Raw genomic sequence first — 18216 nt, forward strand, 5'->3', positions numbered from 1 at the left:
GACAAAGGATGAAGAGAATGAAGACGCTTCAGGACAAGGTCATTGCCGTCACCGGCGGCGCCGGAGGCATCGCGCGCGGCATCGCCGAGGCGATCCTGGAGGCCGGCGGCAAGGTCGCGCTGCTCGATCTCGCCGGGACGAAGCTCGCTCCCGTCGCGCAAGCGCTCGACGCGGGCGGCACAAATGTCATCGCGATCTATGCCGACGTCACCGACCCGACCAGCCTCGACGGAGCCTTCGCGGCGATCGCGGAGAAGTTCGGCCGCTTCGACGGGCTGGTCAACAATGCCGGCGTGATCCGCATGGGACCGGCCGAAGCGGCGACCCCGGCCAATCTCGATCTGGAACTGGCCGTCAACGTGAAGGGCGTCGCGCTCGCTTCGCAGGCGGCGGCGCGCCGGCTGGTCAATGGCGGCGCCATCGTCAACATCGCGTCCAATGCCGGCAAGGTCGGCTATCGCAACATGGCCGGCTACAATGCCTCGAAGGCGGCCGTGATAAGCCTGACGCGTTCGCTTTCGCTCGAATGGGCTGAGAAGAAGATCAACGTCAATGCCGTCTGCCCGGGCGGTGTGGCCACCGACATGCTGAGGACGGTCGCGGATTTCATCACCGGCGGAGACGCATCCGAATCGGAAAAGATGCTGAAGAACATGGTCCCGCACCAGCTGGGCCGCCACATCCAGCCGATCGAGGTCGGCCGCGTCGTGGCCTTCCTGCTCTCGGATGCCGCGCAGATCATCCGCGGCCAATCGATCAGCGTCGACGGCGGCGACACGCCTTACTGAGCACAGCCGAGGCGGCCGGCGTTCCTCGGCCGGCTTGTCCGGCCGGGAAGCCGAACGAAATCGCCAGCCGGTTCCACGAATTGATCGCTTCTGTCATGACGGCGACATAGACGATCTCGCTCGTCGAGAACTGCCTTTCGACGCGTTGCCGGGCTGAAGATCGCCCTGCCCAGAACGGCGATTTTCAAACGAATACAGTGCATTTGCATGAGATCTTCAGTTTTCGCTTGCCGCAACTAACCGCCTTTGCGGCGAAAGAGTTTCGCCGCATCGGCAATGCCCTCGGTCTTGTGCCGACAAAGCGTTGGCGACAGGTTGGCGCCCGTTTGTGCGGGCAACCACTGCTGGCGCCAAACGAACGGTCGACGCGGGAGGGGTCGCAACGCGCCATTGCGCCCTCCTCCGCGCACAGGCGGCAGCCGAGGGGCCTGGTCTCTCGCGCCACCGTCGATGGGGGACTGCCCGCAGCATTCCCGGCCCATCGCGACCGCTTGTTGCGCGGGAGGATAGTCAATGCTGGAGAAGTTCTTCGAACTGAAGGAAAACGGAACGTCCGTGCGCACCGAGGTCATCGCCGGCGTCACCACCTTCCTGACGATGTCATACATCATCTTCGTCAACCCTGAGATCCTGTCGTCGATGGGAATGGACCGCAACGCGATCTTCGTCGCGACCTGCATCGCCGCAGCCTTCGGTTCGCTCATCATGGCGCTGGTGGCGAACTGGCCGGTCGGCATGGCGCCGTCGATGGGACTGAACGCCTTTTTCGCCTTCACCATCGTCGGCACGCTCGGCTTCACCTGGCAGCAGGCGCTCGGAGCGGTCTTCATATCGGGCGTGGTGTTCCTGATCCTGACGGTGACAGGCGTGCGGAGCTGGCTGATTGCAGGTATCCCGCACTCCATGCGCAGCGCAATCGCCGCCGGTATCGGCCTGTTTCTGGGGATAATCGCGCTCAGGACGTCAGGTATCGTGGTTCCGGCCGAAGGCACCCTCGTGCAGCTTGGCGACATCACCCAGACGGGCCCGCTGCTGGCGATGCTGGGTTTCTTCATCATGGCGGCGCTCGACTTTCTCAAGGTGCGCGGCGCCATTTTGATCGGCATATTGGTGGTCACCGTGCTGTCGATGCTGCTGGGAGCGTCGCAGTTCAACGGCATCATCTCGATGCCTCCCAGCCTGGCACCGACCTTCCTTCAGCTCGACATCATGGGCGCACTCGACGGCGGCCTGCTGCAGGTACTTCTGGTGCTTGTGCTGGTCGAGGTCTTCGACGCGACCGGGACGCTGATCGGCATCGCCAAGCGCGCCGGGCTGATCCATGACAAGAAATCGGGCAGGCTCGGCAAAGCCCTGCTCGCCGACAGTTCGGCCATCGTGGCCGGCGCGCTGATCGGAACGTCGAGCACAACGGCCTATGTCGAGAGCGCTTCGGGTGTGCAGGCCGGCGGCCGCACCGGGCTGACGGCGCTGGTGATCGCAGCGCTTTTCCTTGCCGCGCTGTTCTTCGCGCCGATCGCCGGCTCGGTGCCGGTCTACGCGACCGCTCCGGCGCTGCTGTATGTCGCCGGCCTCATGATGCGCGAGTTGCTCGAGGTCAACTGGGAAGACGTCACGGAGGCCGCCCCCGCGGCACTGACCGCCCTGATGATGCCGTTCACGAATTCGATCGCGAACGGCCTGGCCTTCGGCTTCATCAGCTATGCGGTGCTGCAAACGCTCACCGGACGTCCCGGCAAGGTGCACCCCGCGACATGGCTGGTCGCGGCGCTGTTCGTCGCCCGCTTCGTGTTCCTCTCGCACTGAACGTTCGAGCCGCGCCCGGCGGGCGCGGCATGGTCCCCGGGATCGATGGCCCAGCCTTCCCCGGGGAAGTCAGCGCTCGTTGACCAGCCCGAGGATGAGCTTGTGGACGTTGCCGCCATCGCTCATCTCGATCCGGTCGAATTCGCGGCTTTTCCGGCGCTGCTCAAGCGACAGCTCTGCCAGGCGCTTCGTCAGCTCTGTCCTGATCTTGCTGCATTTGGGGTCGCCGGGGACGGAAAGCCCCACGCTCACGGCTTCGATCTGCTTCACCATGTCGACAATGATGTCGCCATGCACCTTTTCATGCGCCCGCACGCCGGTGATGAAGGTTTCCCAGTATTGGCGTAGGCCCGCGGGCAGTTCCTGGGACGGTTTCGGCAGCGTGTAGGTGATGATGAGCTTGGGCTTGGCGGAGACGAGCGTGCAGCCGCCGCCCTGCGGCTCGTAATTCCTCGACCAGGTGAGCTTGAAATTGGTGTGGGCAATGGCGCGCCCGACGCCGATCTTCGGCCCGCGCTCCCCGATCGACCGATAGAGTTCGAGCCCCGATTTGCCCGAGATCGCATAGGCATCGACCTTCTCGACCGCCTGCCATTCCGCGGCGGCGGCAAGGGTGGGCGATGCAAGAAGAGGTACCAGCACCAGAAATCGCAAGCCAGTCTTCACGCGAATCCCTCTGCTTTTGGCCGACGGCTTGCGCTAGATTCCCTGTTTTCGGCCTCGTGTGAAGATGTCAAAGAATCCTCTGTTGGCCCGGAGGTGACTGCGTGGCCGCAAACGGCAAATGAACGTCCATACTATTCCGGTCAGCCGGGCTCGGGGCCTTCACGGATGGCGAGGGCCGCCGGATGGGCGGCCCTTTGTCGGTCATTTCCAGCGGCCGGGGTTCCATGCCTCGCGATCCAGGGCAAGGTCGGGGAACTTCGCCGGATCGAAGATCGGCCTCTGCACCCCCGCCTTCAACTGCGAGCGAAAGTCGTTCACGATGCGCATCGCGGTGGGAAAGAGCATCAGTATCGCGACGAGGTTCACGAGCGCGAGGACCCCCATCATCGGGTCCGAGAAGAAAAAGACCGCTGTCGCCGACGGCGCCGCCGCACCGAGGAAGACGAGGCCGAGGATCAGCACGCGCAGCGCCGTGATCGCCATCGGTGCGTCGGTGATCGCCGCCAGCGCGTTCTCGCCCAGATAGACATTGTAGATGATGGAGGAGAAAGCGAAGAGCAGGATCGCCGCCGTCAGTGCATAGCGCGACCAGTCGCCGAAGTGGCTGGCCAGCGACTGCTGGGTCAGCACCACGCCGTCCACGCCTTCGGCGCCCGCCACATAGACATCACCCAGCAGGATGATGAAGGCCGTGCAGGAGCAGATGACGATCGTGTCGATGAAGACCGAGAACGACTGGGTGATGCCCTGGCTGACCGGATGGCGGACGAGCGCGGTCGCCGCGACGTTCGGCGCCGAGCCTAGGCCCGCTTCGTTCGAGAAGAGCCCGCGACGCAGGCCCTGGGCGATTGCTGCGCCCATGCCGCCGGCGATGGCTTCCTCATAGCCGAAGGCGCCCGAGACGATGCGAGCGATCACCCCGGGAATCTCGGTGATGTTCATGAGTATGACGATCACTGCCAGCCCCAGGTAGCCGAGCGCCATGACCGGCACGACGACGTCCGCCGCCTTGGCAATGCGCTTGATGCCGCCGAAGATCACGAGACCGGTGACGACGGCAAGGGCCGCGCCGGTGATAACCCGGTTGATGCCGAGCGAATCCTGAACTGCGCCGGCGACGGTGTTGCCCTGGAAGGCGTTGAAACCAAGGCCGAAGGCCGCCAGCAGACAGACCGCATAGACGATGGCAAGCCAGTTGTAGTTGTGCCCGAGGCCACGGCGGATGTAGTCGGCCGGGCCGCCACGGAACGATTTTTCACCGTCGGTGCGCTTGTAGAGCTGGGCGAGCGTGCACTCCACGAGGCTCGTGGCCATGCCGACGAGCGCGATGCACCACATCCAGAAGACCGCGCCGGGCCCCCCGAGCGTGATCGCGACGGCGACGCCGGCGATGTTGCCGCCGCCGACGCGGCCACCCACCGAAACCAACAGCGCTTCGCGCGCGCTGATGGCATTGGGGTCGGAGTTCTGGTTCTTGCCCGACAGCACGCGGAACATGCGGCCGAAGAACTCGATCTGCACGAAACCCGACATGATTGTGATGAACACGCCGAAGACCACGAGAATGGGGATGAGCGACCATCCCCAGGTGAGGCTATCGACATATCCGAACAGCGATCTCAGGAATTCCATTTGTCCCTCCTTTCACTGGCGGCGGAAGCCGCTGCATATGGCGCACGCATGACGGGTTCGGCTGCAGCCTTTCCCAATTGCGCACAATGGATCCTATTGATCCTTTGGCAATCTCCTAAAGCATCGTTCAGCACCACTCCTCCCCAGAAATTGGACGATCCCGGTTCAGTCCCCTCGCCGCGGCGCGTCCGAGAGTTCGATCCAAAGCCGAACAAGGGCGGCTTCGGGGGTCTCGGCTCCGCCGTTTTCGACGCCAGCCCGCCAGAGTGCGGCACCGGCGGCATAGGTGCCCGGCATCAGGCCGCCGGACTCGCACTGGCTGACGGCGCGAATACGGCAGCCGCGGGCGATTGCGGCGGCCAGAACGCATTCCAGACCGGGGTCCGACATGACCGTTCCCGCGCCGAACACCCGCAGCACTGCCCCGTCGAGTTTGTCGAGGACCGCGTCGACCGCCCCGGCGGGCAGGCCGGGCGACAATGTCAGGATGGCAAGGCGACGGGAGGCGAAGCGGCGTGTCCGAAGGGGGGTCGGGATGGGCGGCTGGGGGACTGAGCGAAAGGCATCCGCGCCGCGCGAGTCATGCTTGACCAGTCCGGCGGCGGGCAGAAGCCTTCCGGCAAAGGCGAGCCAGACCCCCGGCGCAGCACGCTGCGCCGCCTCGATCGCAACCGCGAGGTTTCCTTCGGCGTCGCCGCCGGTGTTGAGGGGGTGCATGGACCCGCAAAGGACGACCGGTAGATCGATCCCGGCCAGCGCCTGCGACAGAGCCGCCCCGGTGTAGGCCATCGTGTCCGTCCCATGGGCAACGATGACCCCCGTGCCCCGGAAGCCGGCGATCGCGTCGATCATCCGGTTCCAGTGCGCAGGGCCCATCTCGGCACTATCCACCAGCGGCTCGAAGACATGGACCGTGGCGCGGACGCCCTCCGGCGCCAGCATGTCCACTGCCCGCTCTACCGCGCCCGTTGCCGGGGTCAGCCCGTCCGGCCCGGGGAGCATACCGATGGTGCCCCCGGAATGCAGGATCATTATTTCCGACACGTCGGCCCGGGAGTTCGCCCTTCGCGTTGATGTCATCGACCGCGATCCGCGTCGCCTCGCCGACCGCCACCGAATCCGGCGCCGGCCCTTCCCGCGAGCGAGCGGGCCACGAGCGCGTGGGCGACCAGATCAGTCACGTCAACGAGCGACTTTTCGGTTTCGATGTCGGAGATCAGCGGCAATTCGGTGCAGGCCAGCAGCACCACGTCCGATGCAAGACTTTCCACAAGCTGCGCGAAGCGCGGACGAAGCGAGGGTGAGTCGCTTCCAAGCCGCTTGACGTCCTCAATCAGATGATGAAGCGCAGCCTGATCCCCTGGCAGTTCGACTTCCACCCGATCGGCCAGGCCGCGATAGGCTGACCATTCGCCCATTGCCGTCACCGGTCCGGCGCCCAGGAGCGCCACCCGTCGGATCTCCGACCGCACGATCCAGTCCTTGATGACCGATTGGAACGAAACCAGTTCCGCCTTCAGCCCCAGTTGGGCGATGCGCGGCGCATACCAATTCAGCGTGTTGCAGGCGATGGCATAGGCATCGACCTGGGGCGCAAGCGCCGCGAGCGACTTCCGGATCGCCGACCAGACGGCTTCCTCGTTGGTGGCAAGGTCCATGGACAGCCCGAGCCTCGGCTCCGAAACGACCACGACACGCGGAGCGTCGAGATCGCCGCGGAAGCCCGCGCCGATTGCCGCCTGATTGCACTTGAGTATCTTGGCCCAGAGATCGAGCCCGGCCTCCGGCCCAGAGCCGGCAACAATGCCAATGCTCGCGCGCGCGCCGCTGTTCGGGCTTTCGTCCGCCTGCATGGAATTCTCCAACTTTGGGCAAGTCTCCTCGAATGAAGGTTGCTTGACGGGAGCGGCTTTCGACAATTATGCAATTGGGTGAAAAATGGCGCCTTTAGGCGCATAAATAGAGCCAAAGTGCACCATGGAATCCTTCGGCAATAATCTGCGCCTGCTCTGCGGCTACCGACCGTCGATTTCGCGCGTGGCTCAGGACCTCAAGATCAATCGGAGCCAGCTCAACCGCTATCTCGCAGGAAGTTCGTTCCCGCGCGGCGCGCTCATGCGGCGGATTTGTGATTACTTCGGGGTCGAGCCGCATGAGATCGTCATGCCCGAGGATGACTTCGCCCAGATCGTCAAGCTGCGCGGTCTCGCCTCCGACACGCTCGCCCGGACGCTGCGCCAGCACTTCGACCGGATCCTCGCTCGGAACGACCCGCGGATTTTCAACCTCGTGGGGACATTCTTCGAGTACTACTACTCGATGTCCTCGCGCGGGCAGATCGTCCGGGCGCTGGTGGCGTTTACCCTGGACGGAGATCATATCTTCTATCGGCGACTGGAGCGCATGGGGGCCTTTGACCGGCCCTGCGACCGGCATTACCGCTATCAGGGCGTTGCATTGATGACCGGGGACAGGATCTTTCTGAACGACTACGAATACGGCGCCGGCATCGAAATCACGCAGACCGTCCTTTATCCCGACTATTCACATCGCTGGACGCGACTGCATGGCGTAAAGGTCGGCGTTTCGGCCAATCGCGACCATGTGCCCTGCTGCGTACGATCCTATCTGGAACGGACAATGCCGCGGATGCCCCTGTTCGCAGCCCTGCGCAAATGCGGACTGTTCGACAGCGACAGTCCCGAAATCCCCAAGCACGTCCTGCCGATGATCGACAACGCCCGCTCGGGACCTCATGTGTTCGACGCATTTTCAGACGAACGGGAATAATCCTTCGCCCGACCTTCGCGCCCAAGGCGAGTTGTGATCGGCATCGATGCGGCCGTCGGCTGCGCTGAAATACCCCTGCGGTTCAACGACATCGCAACCGTCGCGCGCGGTCTTTGTGTTCATCAAACGGATCGGTCGCCATGGCGCGGTCGCGCGACTGGACTGCATTCTCCCGACAATTGCCATGCGGTGCGGGCGATCAACCGCGCTGTTCCCACACCGCTCGTCGCATGCATATTTACGCCGCCTGATGTCGCAGGCTGACATCCGGGCGTCGGATGGGCCCTGCCTAATGCGTTCGGGATGGAAGAGGCTGCTTGACCAGCCGAAGCAAGAGCGAGGAGTAGATTTGATGTCCAGTGAGCTCGAATATCTGGCTCGCCGTGTCGCCGTCGGCAAGATCAGCCGGCGCGCGTTTCTCGGCCGCGCGGCCGCCTTGGGGGCGAGCACGGCCTTCGCCGGTTCGCTGCTCGGCGGCGCGGCGCGCGCCGCCGGACCGCAGAAAGGCGGCACGCTGAAGGCCGGGCTGGTCGGCGGGGAATCGACCGACGGTCTCGACCCCGCGAAGATCAACAATCAGGTGACGGGCGCCTTCGCCCGTTGCTGGGGCGAGAAGCTCACCGACATCGACGACAAGGGCAAGCTCGTCAACCGGCTGGCCGAAGAGGTCGGGGCGTCCGACGACGCCAAGGTGTGGACCTTCAGGATCCGCAAGGGCGTCACCTTCCACAACGGCAAGGAACTCGACGCCGGCGACGTGCTGGCCACGATCGAGCGTCATGCCGGCGAAGGCAGCAAGTCCGGCGCGCTCGGCATTCTGAGGGGGATCGATTCGATGAAGGTCGAGGGTGGCGACTTCGTCGTCTCGCTCAAGGAAGCCAATGCCGACCTGCCCTTCCTGATGTCGGACTATCACCTCATTATCCAACCGAACGGCGGCAAGGATGGTCCCGACGCCGGCATCGGAACCGGGCCCTACAAGATAGCCGCGCATGAGCCCGGCGTGCGCGAGATCGGCGCCCGCCACGAGGGTTACTGGGACACGGCGCGCGGCCATGCCGACCAGATCGAGATCCTGGTCATCAACGATGCCACTGCCCGGACCGCCGCCCTGCAGGGCGGCCAGATCCACATGATGAACCGGGTGGAGCCGAAGATCGTCGACCTGATCAAGCGCGTTCCCGGCGTGAAGATCCAGAACGTTGCGGGCGCTGCCCACTATGTCTTCGCCATGCAGTGCACGACGCCGCCCTTCGACAACAACGACCTGCGGCTGGCGCTGAAACTTGCCGTCGACCGCAAGGAGATGGTCGACAAGGTGCTGCGCGGCTACGGCACGGTCGGGAACGACATCCCCGTCAACGCCTCCTATCCGCTCTTCCCCGAAGGCATAGAGCAGCGCGAGTTCGACCCGGAGAAGGCCGCGTTCCATTACAAGAAGTCGGGCCACAGCGGACCGATCACCTTCATCACGTCCGATGTCGCCTTCCCCGGCGCGGTCGACGCGGCCCAGCTCTTCCAGCAGAGTTGCGCCAAGGCGGGCATCACGCTCGACGTGCAGCGCGCACCGGGCGACGGCTATTGGGCCGAGGTCTGGAACAAGAAGCCCTTCTCGGCCTCCTACTGGGTCGGCCGGCCGACGCAGGACCAGCAATATTCGACGGCCTATCTGTCCTCGGCCGACTGGAACGAAACCCGCTTCAAGCGCGAGGACTTCGACAAGCTGGTCGTGGCGGCCCGGGCCGAACTGGACGAGGACAAGCGTAAGGCGATGTACCGCGACATCGCCCTGATGGTCCGCGACGACGGCGGCGCCATCATTCCGATGTACAACGACTGGATCGATGCCGTCTCCGAGAAGGTCGAAGGCTATGTGCCTTACCCATCGGGCGAATTGATGGGCGGCCTTGCGCTGTCCATGTGCTGGCTCGCCGCCTGAACGCGCGCCCCGTCGGCAAAGACCTCGGGGTGTTCGCGCGAGAACACCTCGAGTTCCTCCATGACGGAATCGATATGCGCGCCCGTCGCCGCGCGCGCACCTTCGACGTCGCCCCTGCGAAGGGCATCGACGATCGCCGTGTGCTCGGCGAAGGTGAGCGCGTGCCGGCGCGGTGATCCGAGCAGCCGACGCGCCCGGTCCAGTGCCAGCCGCGCCTTCTCCACCGTCGCGCGAACCCGGGAAAAGCCGGCGGCGCTGACCAGCAGGTCGTGGAACTCCAGGTCGAGCCGGTGGAAGCCGGGACGGTCACCCGCCTCCATCGCCGCCTTCTGATAACGAAGGTTCCGCTCCACTTCGACAAGCAATTCCGGATCGCGCCGCGCGGCGAGCAGCGCCATGGTCTCGCCTTCCAGGGCGCGGCGCAGGAACATGTTCTCCCTGGCATCGGCGAGACGGATCAGCGACACCGTCGAGCTGCTCTGCGGCCTGATCTCGACAAGTCCTTCGGCCTTCAGCCGGTTGAGCGCCTCCGAGATCGGAAAGCGAGACACGCCGAAACGCGCCGCGAGTTCGTTCTTGTCCAGCGTGGCGCCGGGCCGGATCTCAAGCGCCACGATCGCCTCGCGCAACGCGTCGACGATGCGCTCGGTGGCCCCGCCCTGCGGCCGGATACCCAATCGTCCGGGCCTTGAAAGCATCGTCATGACGGCTCGCGCATCCCAGCCGGTGACCCTGTTTCGCTCTTGCGATTCATGCTAACATGTTAGTATGCTCGATGGCGTGATCCGTCAATCCAGCCACCTCGCCCGGCGAGGCCAGCCAGCGAACAGGAACCATCGATGAACTCTGACAAGGCCGCCTCACGGACATTGCGGCTGAGCGGCGAAGACAATGTCGTGGTGGCGGCCGACCGTATCGAGCCCGGCACCGTCATCGGTCCCGGCGCGGAGACCAGCCAGCGCATCCCCTTCGGCCACAAGATCGCGGCGAGACCGATCGCCGAGGGCGAAGCCGTGATCAAATTCGGCCAGATCATCGGTTTCGCCAGCAAGCCGATCGCCCCGGGCGACTGGGTGCACGAGCACAACGTCTTCATGCATGATTTCGAGCGCGACTATCAGATCGCGGCGGCGGCGCGGGCCGAGAACATCCTGCCCGTCGAGGAACAGGCGACCTTTCAGGGCTATCGCCGGGCGAACGGCAAGGCCGGCACGCGCAACTATGTCGGCATATTGACCAGCGTGAACTGCTCGGCATCTGTCGCGCGCTTCATGGCAGAAGCCGCGACCCGGTCGGGCATCCTCGAACAGTTCGGCAATGTCGACGGGGTGGTTTCCTTTACCCACGGCACCGGATGCGGCATGGCCGGGTCCGGCGAGGGTTTCGAGGTGCTGAAGCGCACCCAATGGGGCTATTCGGCCAATCCGAATCTCGGTGCCGTCCTGCTCGTCGGCCTCGGCTGCGAAGTGTTCCAGATCGGCCGCATGAAGCAGCTCTACGGCATCGAGGAGAGCGACACGTTCCGCACCATGACCATCCAGGACACGGGGGGAACCAGGAAGACCATCGAGCAGGGCCTGGAACGGATCAAGGAGATGCTGCCGATCGCCGACCGGGCAAGGCGCGAGACCATTCCCGCATCGGAGATCATGCTTGCGCTGCAATGCGGCGGATCGGACGGCTATTCCGGCATTACGGCCAACCCGGCACTCGGCGTGGCGGCCGACATATTGGTTCGCAACGGCGGCACGGCGATCCTCTCCGAAACACCCGAGATCTACGGTGCGGAGCATCTTCTGACCCGACGCGCCAGGAACCAGGCGGTCGGCGAGAAGCTGGTCGAGCGCATCCGCTGGTGGGAAGACTACACAAGCCGCAACGCGGGCGAGATGAACAACAATCCCTCTCCCGGCAACAAGGCGGGCGGGTTGACCACCATCCTCGAGAAATCCCTGGGCGCCGCAGCCAAGGGCGGCTCGACGACGCTCAATGCCGTCTACGAATATGCCGAGCCGGTTACCGAGAGGGGTTTCGTATTCATGGACACGCCTGGCTACGACCCGGTCTCGGCGACCGGCCAGGTGGCCGGCGGAGCCAACATGCTCTGTTTCACCACCGGCCGCGGCTCCGCCTATGGCTGCAAGCCGGTGCCTTCGATCAAGCTCGCGACCAACACGCCGATGTATCAGCGCATGATCGAGGACATGGACATCAATTGCGGGGACATATTGGCCGGCGTTCCGGTGGAAGAGAAGGGTCAGGAGATCTTCGAGGAGATTCTCGCCGTCGCGTCCGGCAAGCGCACGAAGTCGGAGGAACTGGGTTACGGCGACAACGAATTCGTCCCCTGGCAGATCGGCGCCGTCATGTAGCCGCCTGCACCGGGGAGGAAGCAGCCCGGTCGGGCGACCGGACGGAGAAGTCGAAGACCAAGGGGAAGCAAAAGGGAGGAATATCATGAAGAGAATTCTCACGACCGCTATCCTGGCGGCCGGCGTGGCAATCGCCGCCGGTGTTGCCCAGGCCGACACCTCGGACAAGAAGATCGCGCTCTCCAACAACTATGCCGGCAACTCCTGGCGGCAGGCCATGCTGAAGAGCTGGGAGAAAGTGACCGGGCAGGCTGTCACCGACAAGGTGGTGGCCGCCGCCGATCCCTTCACCACGGCCGAAAACCAGGTGACGGAGCAAGCCGCCCAGATCCAGAACATGATCCTGCAGGGCTATGACGCGATCGTGCTCAACGCAGCGTCCCCTGACGCGTTGAACGGCGCGGTGAAGGAAGCGTGCGACGCGGGCATCGTCGTCGTCTCCTTCGACGGCATCGTCACCGAGCCCTGCGCCTGGCGCATCGCCGTCGACTTCAAGCAGATGGGCAAGGACGAGGTGCTCTATCTCGCGCAGAAGATGCCGCAGGGCGGCAATCTGCTGGAGATCCGCGGCCTGGCCGGAGTCTTCGTCGATGACGCCATTTCCTCGGGCATCCATGAGGGCGTGAAGGAAAACCCGCAGTTCAAGATCGTTGGTTCCGTGCATGGCGACTGGGCGCAGGATGTCGCGCAGAAGGCTGTCGCCGGCATCTTGCCGTCGCTGCCGGAGATCCATGCGGTGGTGACGCAGGGTGGCGACGGCTACGGCGCCGCGCAGGCCTTCAAGGCGGCCAACCGTCCGACCCCGCTGATCATCATGGGCAATCGTCAGGACGAGTTGGCGTGGTGGAAAGAGCAGAAGGACGCCGGCGGCTACGAGACCATGTCGGTGTCGATCGCACCTGGGGTTTCCACCCTCGCCTTCTGGGTCGCCCAACAGATTCTCGACGGCAACGAAGTGCCGAAAGACCTGACGGTTCCCTTCCTGCGCATCGACCAGGACACACTGGAGACGAATCTCGAAACGACCGAAAAGGGCGGCGTCGCCAACACCGAGTACTCGCTCGAGGATGCGCAGAAGGTGATCGCCGGCGCCAAATAGACGGATATAGGCAGAGGGCGCTGCCATTGATGCTGCCGACCCTGGAGGCCACCTCGCCTGACCACGGAGCCTGTCCTCGGGCTTGCCGGAGGCAAGACCCGCGGGCGGCCCGCCTCTCCCCGTCGTCCGGGGGAAGCCGGCCGCGAATCGGGCGCGCGAGGGAGCTCCACCTCGTCACTCCGAATTCGGAAATGCTGTAGCCTCATGTCGCAGCCTTCGGCCTCCCTCGTCCATCTCGATCGCGTGGCCAAGAGTTTCGGCGCCGTCCGGGCGCTGGCCAGCGTGGATCTGCAGATCGCCGCGGGGCGCTGCCTCGGCCTGGTCGGCCACAACGGCGCGGGCAAATCGACGCTGATGCACATTCTGGCCGGAACGCTCGCGACCGATAGCGGGCGGATCCTGGTCGACGGGCTCGACCTCACCGGGAGCTACGGCGTCGCCGGCGCGAACGCGCACGGCATCCGTTGTGTCTTCCAGGAGCTGTCTCTCTGTCCGAACCTGTCGGTGGCCGAGAATGCGCGCATCATGCATCCCTCGTTGAGAGGGCTCGGCTGGCGGCGCCGGGCCGCCCGGCTCATTCTCGACAGGCTCGACGCGATCTTCCCCGGCCACGGTATCGCGGCCGACGCCACGGTTGGCGACCTCTCGATCGCCCGGCGTCAGATGGTGGAGATCGCCCGCGCCTTTTCGGTCTCCGACCGGCCGGTCAAGCTCGTCATCCTCGACGAGCCGACCTCCTCCCTGGACGCGGTGCTTGCGGGACAACTCCTGGCCCATGTCAGGGCATTCGTGGCCGAAGGCGGTGCGGTCGTGCTGATCTCCCATCTTCTCGGCGAGATCCTGTCCACCGCCGACCGCATCGTGGTCATGCGCGACGGCAAGGTGGTGGCGGAGCGCGAAGCTTTCACCTTCAGCCGCGCGACGCTGGTCGAAAGCATGGGCAGCGTGGTGCGCGAGACCAGTTCGGGCGCTGCCGCCTCGAAGCGGCTTGGCGGCACGCCGCTTGTCGCGGCAATTCCTGTCGGACAGGACGGCGGACGCGGGCTGATAGCCCATCGGGGCGAGATCGTCGGACTCGCCGGCCTCGGCGGCCATGGCCAGACCGAAATGTTGCTCCGTATCTTCGAGGGTGCCGGGCGACGCGTGGCCGGCGTCTCCGTCTCAGCCCCGGCTGCGATCGTTGCGGGGGATCGACAGACGGACGGTGTCTTCCCGCTCTGGTCGATTGCCGAGAACATGACAATCGCCTCGCTCGCCGGCATGACGCGCCATTTCCTCATCGAGCCCGCGCAGGAAAAGGCGATGGCCGAGGCCTGGCGCAAACGCATGGGGATCCGTACCGACGACGTCGCCAACCCGCTGCTTTCGCTGTCGGGCGGCAACCAGCAGAAGGTTCTGTTCGCGCGCGCACTCGGCTCGGCGGCCGAGATCATCCTGATGGACGACCCGATGCGCGGCGTCGACATCGGCACCAAGCAGGACGTCTACGCCATGCTGCGCGCCGAGGCGGACAAGGGGCGGACCTTCCTCTGGTACACCACGGAGATGGACGAACTGAAACACTGCGACCACGTCTACGTGTTCCGCGACGGCCGGATCGTGGTCGATCTGCCACGCAGCCAACTGACGGAAGAGAAGGTCCTGCAATCATCCTTCGAGGCCGCCGCATGACGCAGTCGTTGCTGGCGCGCCATATCCGTGTCGCCCTGCCCGCCCTGTCGCTGGCGGTGCTGCTCGCCGCGGTCTTCTATATGCAACCGCGGGCGATGAGTTATGTCGGGCTCAACCTGCTGCTGAACCTCGCGCTGCCGATCGCCTTCGCGACCATCGCGCAGATGTTCGTGATCACGATCAACGAGCTTGATCTGTCGATCGGCGCCTATGTCGGCTTCGTAGCCTGCGTCGGCGCGACCTGGCTGCGCGACGATCCCGCACTGGGCGTTGCAACGCTCGCCGGGGGCGTGCTGGCCTACGCCGCCGTCGGCGCGCTGATCCATGTCAGGAACCTGCCGTCGATCGTGGTGACGCTCGGCATGTCCTTCGTCTGGCTCGGCCTCGCCATACTGGTGCTGCCGACCCCGGCGGGAAGGCGCCGGACTGGCTGCGTGCCGCCATGACCTTCAAGACGCCGCTTTTGCCCCTCGCGATCTGGGCATCGATCCTGCTCGCCCTTGTCGTCCATGTCGGCCTGTTGCGCTCCGCCTACGGCGCGGTGCTGCGCGGAGCCGGCGGCAATCCGCGATCCGTCGAACGCGCCGGCTGGTCGCTGCTTCGCGCCAAGGTCGTCATGTTCGCGCTCGCCGGCCTGTTCGGCATGTTCGCCGGGTTGACGCTGGTCGGGCTGACGACATCAGGCGACGCCAACATAGCCTTGCGCTACACGCTGCTGTCGATCGCCGGCGTTATCCTGGGCGGCGGTGAATTCACCGGCGGCCGCGTCTCGCCTGTCGGCGCCGTGATCGGCGCCATGACGCTGACCCTGGCAGGCTCCTTCCTGTCCTTCCTGCGCCTCGACCCGGACTGGCAGATCGGCGCCCAGGGCATCATCCTGATCGTCGTGCTGGCGCTGCGGGTCCTCATCAACCGGACGGAGGCGCGCGCAGCATGACCGGACGGCTCCGTCGGCTTGCGGACAGACCCTGGCTCTGGGCCTATATCGGAGCCTTGGCCGTCTGGCTCGCCACGATCGCATTCACCGAAGGCCGCGGCGGCGGCGAGGTGCTTACCGCCGCCCTCTCCTTCGCGACCTTCTCGGTCGTGGTCGCCATCGGCCAGATGTATGTGATCACTCTTGGACCGGGCAATGTCGACCTGTCCATTCCGGCAACGATAACGCTCGCGGGCGCAGTCGCCATGAAGATCATGGATACGCAGGATTCGATGATCCTGCCTGGTCTGGCCATCGCCGTCGGCTGCGGCGCCGGCGTCGGCATGCTCAACCACGCGCTGATCCGCCTGCTCCGCATTCCGCCGATCATCGCGACGCTCTCGTCGAGCTTCGTGGTGCTTTCGGCCGCCATCTCCTACAGCCGCGGAATCCGGATCAAGCCGCCGCCCATGCTCGCCGAGTTCACGACCCTGGTCCTCTGGGGCGTTCCGGTGCTCGCCGTCGTCATGATCCTCGTCACTGGCGCCATGAGCGTCGTGCTTCATCGTACGATCTACGGCCGGACCGTTACCGCCATCGGGCAGAATGCGCGCGCCGCGAGGCTTGCCGGACTGCCGGTCGATTGGACCCGTTTCGCGACCTATGTGCTGTGCGGCGCCTTCGCCGGCCTCAACGGCTATCTGCTTTCGGGCTTCTCCGGAGGTGCGGCGCTCAATATGGGGCAGGAATATCTGCTGGCTTCGATTGCGGTCGTGGTCATCGGCGGCACCTCCGTCGCCGGCGGCTCGGCCAATCTCCCCGGCCTGTGGGGCGCGGCGATGCTGCTCTTCCTGCTGGTCACCATGCTCAACACCTTCGGCTTCGGCGCCGGCATACGCCTGGTGCTGACCGGACTGATCATCATCGGCGTCATCACACTGGCCGGCGGCAAGCGGGCCTTGCGCTGAGACAGGGAGAACAGCCGAGCGGGGTGAAGATGACGTCGTTGGTGCCACTCCGGACGGCGAGAGCCACCGTCCCGCCCCGCCCGTTGAGGGCGCGCTCCCGAGCGGCGTCGCTACCGCCGAGCTACACCACTCGGTGAGACACGACCGGGATTTTAGTAGGCTGCTTGTTCGCTTTCACTGTTACCTGCCTCAAAGCAGTCCGCGCGAAGCGCGGGCAAGGGAGCGAAGCAACCGCGCAGGCGAGCCGAAGGCGAGCGTTAGGCGTAACCGCCTGATTCCTTGACGAATCTTCCGCTATTTTATGCAAACACCTGCGGATTCTGCTATACTGTTGGTATCGAAATTCCGTTCGATACTCTCCTGAAGCGCCCGGCTGGCATCCACCGGGCGCTTTTTTTGGCTGAAGCGAGCACCCGGCTACGAAAGCGCTATATCGTCAATGTTCTTAGTGCAACCTTGCCGCCCGATCAGGAGTAACCCCTATCTGGCGGCTTTTTTCATTTCGACAAGATAAGTAAATACTGAATTATCTATTTGTTTTGTTTCGATAAATTCGAATTTTCAGCTAGACAAATCTCGCGAACAGATTCACACATTCCCATGTCAACCAGACAAAGGGAGCTTGTGGACATGGATCACTATATCGCCGACGCGACCTATCACCGGCTTGTCGAAGCCATCATGAAGCTTGAGCCGTCGCCGATCACCGGCGGCCCGGACATGGATAAGATTCAAGAGGCCCTGGGCGAGATCGGCGGCATATGGCCGGCCTGTATCGAAAGCAGCGCGGAAGCTACGGCAAAGGAGGCCGCGTGATGGACGCCGCTACACTCGACAGCGCACAAGTGAAAGCCTTCCTTGACGCCAAGCCAGACTTGGCCGGGGTGCTGGAAGGTGACGGCCTTCAGGAAGTCCGATACGGCGTGCTCGCGGACGGCCGTCCTTATGTGCTCGCCATTATGTCCAACGGTTCCGGGGTGCTCATGAAGCCCCACGTCCGGGCACCGTTGCGGCGGGTCTACGCGTCAGCCGGCCCCGTAATCGAGCAAACATAAGGGCGCGGATCACACCGCGCCCTTTCTCTTTCATAGCCGCCCGGCTAGTTTGTAGACCTTGGGATGGGGTTGGACAAAATGAACGAGCTAAACGCCACTGCGTTGGCAGGATTTTTAGCGCTACTCATTGCAATTCTTACCGTCCTCAAACTTATCTCTGAGAATCTCGAACGCACAACAGCCAGTTTCCGACGTTGGCGTGATTCGAGGAAGCGGCCGAAATACATTCTGATCCCCACGGCCGAAGAGCTTGCCCGATATAGTGTTCAAGAGCCGCAACGTCACGCAATGAGCGCTCGCGACCTAGAGTGCGAATTGAAGGGGCAGGCTAACCAATTGATTTGGACGCACGCAAAAACGCGTGTTGCATTGGTAATGGTGACGTTTGCACTACTTTTTGCAGCGCTCGGAATTCGTCTTCTATACCTTGGCCTTGCCGGCAAGAATTGACGCTTTGTAATCCAGTTACACTCTGAAAATGGGAGTGCTTTTCTAAAGTTGGGGCGTCCCGCCC

16 protein-coding genes and 1 pseudogene are annotated in these 18216 nt (G+C 64.3%); 12 read left to right on the forward strand and 5 right to left on the reverse strand.

The window, feature by feature from the left end; translation table 11 throughout:
* Window positions 1-17: 17 nt before the first annotated feature.
* On the forward strand, window positions 18-788 hold the full coding sequence (locus JN302_RS29135; protein WP_202330027.1) for an SDR family NAD(P)-dependent oxidoreductase: 771 nt from the start codon (window positions 18-20) through the stop codon (window positions 786-788).
* A gap of 513 nt (window positions 789-1301) precedes the next feature.
* Window positions 1302-2594: an NCS2 family permease gene (locus tag JN302_RS29140; RefSeq protein WP_202330028.1), complete on the forward strand. Its 1293-nt coding sequence runs from the start codon at window positions 1302-1304 to the stop codon at window positions 2592-2594.
* Between the two features lie 69 nt (window positions 2595-2663).
* On the opposite strand, the gene JN302_RS29145 is transcribed toward JN302_RS29140, so the two are convergent.
* The 4 genes from JN302_RS29145 to JN302_RS29160 form a co-directional block, all read right to left on the reverse strand.
* Window positions 2664-3260 carry a DUF922 domain-containing Zn-dependent protease gene (locus JN302_RS29145; RefSeq protein WP_202307705.1) on the reverse strand — a complete coding sequence of 199 codons (597 nt, stop codon included), beginning with the start codon at window positions 3258-3260 and terminating at the stop codon, window positions 2664-2666.
* Between the two features lie 201 nt (window positions 3261-3461).
* Window positions 3462-4892, reverse strand: coding sequence for an alanine/glycine:cation symporter family protein (locus JN302_RS29150; RefSeq protein ID WP_202307706.1), 1431 nt, complete (start codon window positions 4890-4892; stop codon window positions 3462-3464).
* A 165-nt stretch (window positions 4893-5057) separates the two neighbouring features.
* The gene (locus tag JN302_RS29155) at window positions 5058-5924 is read right to left on the reverse strand and encodes an asparaginase domain-containing protein (protein ID WP_244845995.1); all 867 of its coding nucleotides are present in this window, start codon (window positions 5922-5924) and stop codon (window positions 5058-5060) included.
* Between the two features lie 44 nt (window positions 5925-5968).
* Window positions 5969-6745, reverse strand: a complete 777-nt coding sequence (locus JN302_RS29160) for an aspartate/glutamate racemase family protein (RefSeq protein ID WP_202330030.1) — start codon at window positions 6743-6745, stop codon at window positions 5969-5971.
* A 124-nt stretch (window positions 6746-6869) separates the two neighbouring features.
* Between JN302_RS29160 and JN302_RS29165 the strand changes: the two genes are divergently transcribed.
* The gene (locus JN302_RS29165; protein WP_202307710.1) at window positions 6870-7682 is read left to right on the forward strand and encodes a helix-turn-helix domain-containing protein; all 813 of its coding nucleotides are present in this window, start codon (window positions 6870-6872) and stop codon (window positions 7680-7682) included.
* Between the two features lie 352 nt (window positions 7683-8034).
* Window positions 8035-9621 carry an ABC transporter substrate-binding protein gene (locus JN302_RS29170; protein WP_202330031.1) on the forward strand — a complete coding sequence of 529 codons (1587 nt, stop codon included), beginning with the start codon at window positions 8035-8037 and terminating at the stop codon, window positions 9619-9621.
* Here the strand turns inward: JN302_RS29170 and JN302_RS29175 are convergent.
* Window positions 9561-10325, reverse strand: coding sequence for a GntR family transcriptional regulator (locus JN302_RS29175; RefSeq protein ID WP_202330032.1), 765 nt, complete (start codon window positions 10323-10325; stop codon window positions 9561-9563). The genes JN302_RS29170 and JN302_RS29175 overlap by 61 nt on opposite strands.
* 135 nt (window positions 10326-10460) lie before the next feature.
* Here JN302_RS29175 and JN302_RS29180 point away from each other — a divergent pair, with 135 nt between their 5' ends.
* From JN302_RS29180 to JN302_RS29215, 8 genes and pseudogenes are all read left to right on the forward strand, one after another.
* On the forward strand, window positions 10461-11993 hold the full coding sequence (locus JN302_RS29180) for a UxaA family hydrolase (RefSeq protein ID WP_202307716.1): 1533 nt from the start codon (window positions 10461-10463) through the stop codon (window positions 11991-11993).
* Window positions 11994-12078: 85 nt separating this feature from the next.
* A complete protein-coding gene (locus JN302_RS29185) occupies window positions 12079-13092 on the forward strand; it encodes an ABC transporter substrate-binding protein (RefSeq protein ID WP_202330033.1) in 1014 nt (337 codons plus the stop codon).
* 204 nt (window positions 13093-13296) lie between these two features.
* A complete protein-coding gene (locus JN302_RS29190; protein WP_202330034.1) occupies window positions 13297-14763 on the forward strand; it encodes a sugar ABC transporter ATP-binding protein in 1467 nt (488 codons plus the stop codon).
* Window positions 14760-15700 (forward strand): annotated as a pseudogene (locus JN302_RS29195) (ABC transporter permease). Before JN302_RS29190 ends, JN302_RS29195 begins: the two are co-directional and overlap by 4 nt.
* On the forward strand, window positions 15697-16647 hold the full coding sequence (locus tag JN302_RS29200) for an ABC transporter permease (protein WP_202307723.1): 951 nt from the start codon (window positions 15697-15699) through the stop codon (window positions 16645-16647). The pseudogene JN302_RS29195 and the gene JN302_RS29200 overlap by 4 nt, the downstream one beginning before the upstream one ends.
* Window positions 16648-17277: 630 nt before the next feature.
* Window positions 17278-17463 (forward strand): hypothetical protein, encoded by a 186-nt coding sequence (locus JN302_RS29205; RefSeq protein ID WP_202330035.1) that lies wholly within the window; start codon window positions 17278-17280, stop codon window positions 17461-17463.
* Window positions 17463-17702, forward strand: coding sequence for a hypothetical protein (locus JN302_RS29210; protein ID WP_202330036.1), 240 nt, complete (start codon window positions 17463-17465; stop codon window positions 17700-17702). The genes JN302_RS29205 and JN302_RS29210 overlap by 1 nt, the downstream gene beginning before the upstream one ends.
* A gap of 78 nt (window positions 17703-17780) precedes the next feature.
* Entirely contained in the window at window positions 17781-18152 is a 372-nt protein-coding gene (locus JN302_RS29215) for a hypothetical protein (protein ID WP_202330037.1), read from the forward strand.
* Window positions 18153-18216 lie beyond the last annotated feature (64 nt).

Source organism: Mesorhizobium sp. L-8-3 (genome assembly GCF_016756615.1).
Lineage (GTDB): Bacteria > Pseudomonadota > Alphaproteobacteria > Rhizobiales > Rhizobiaceae.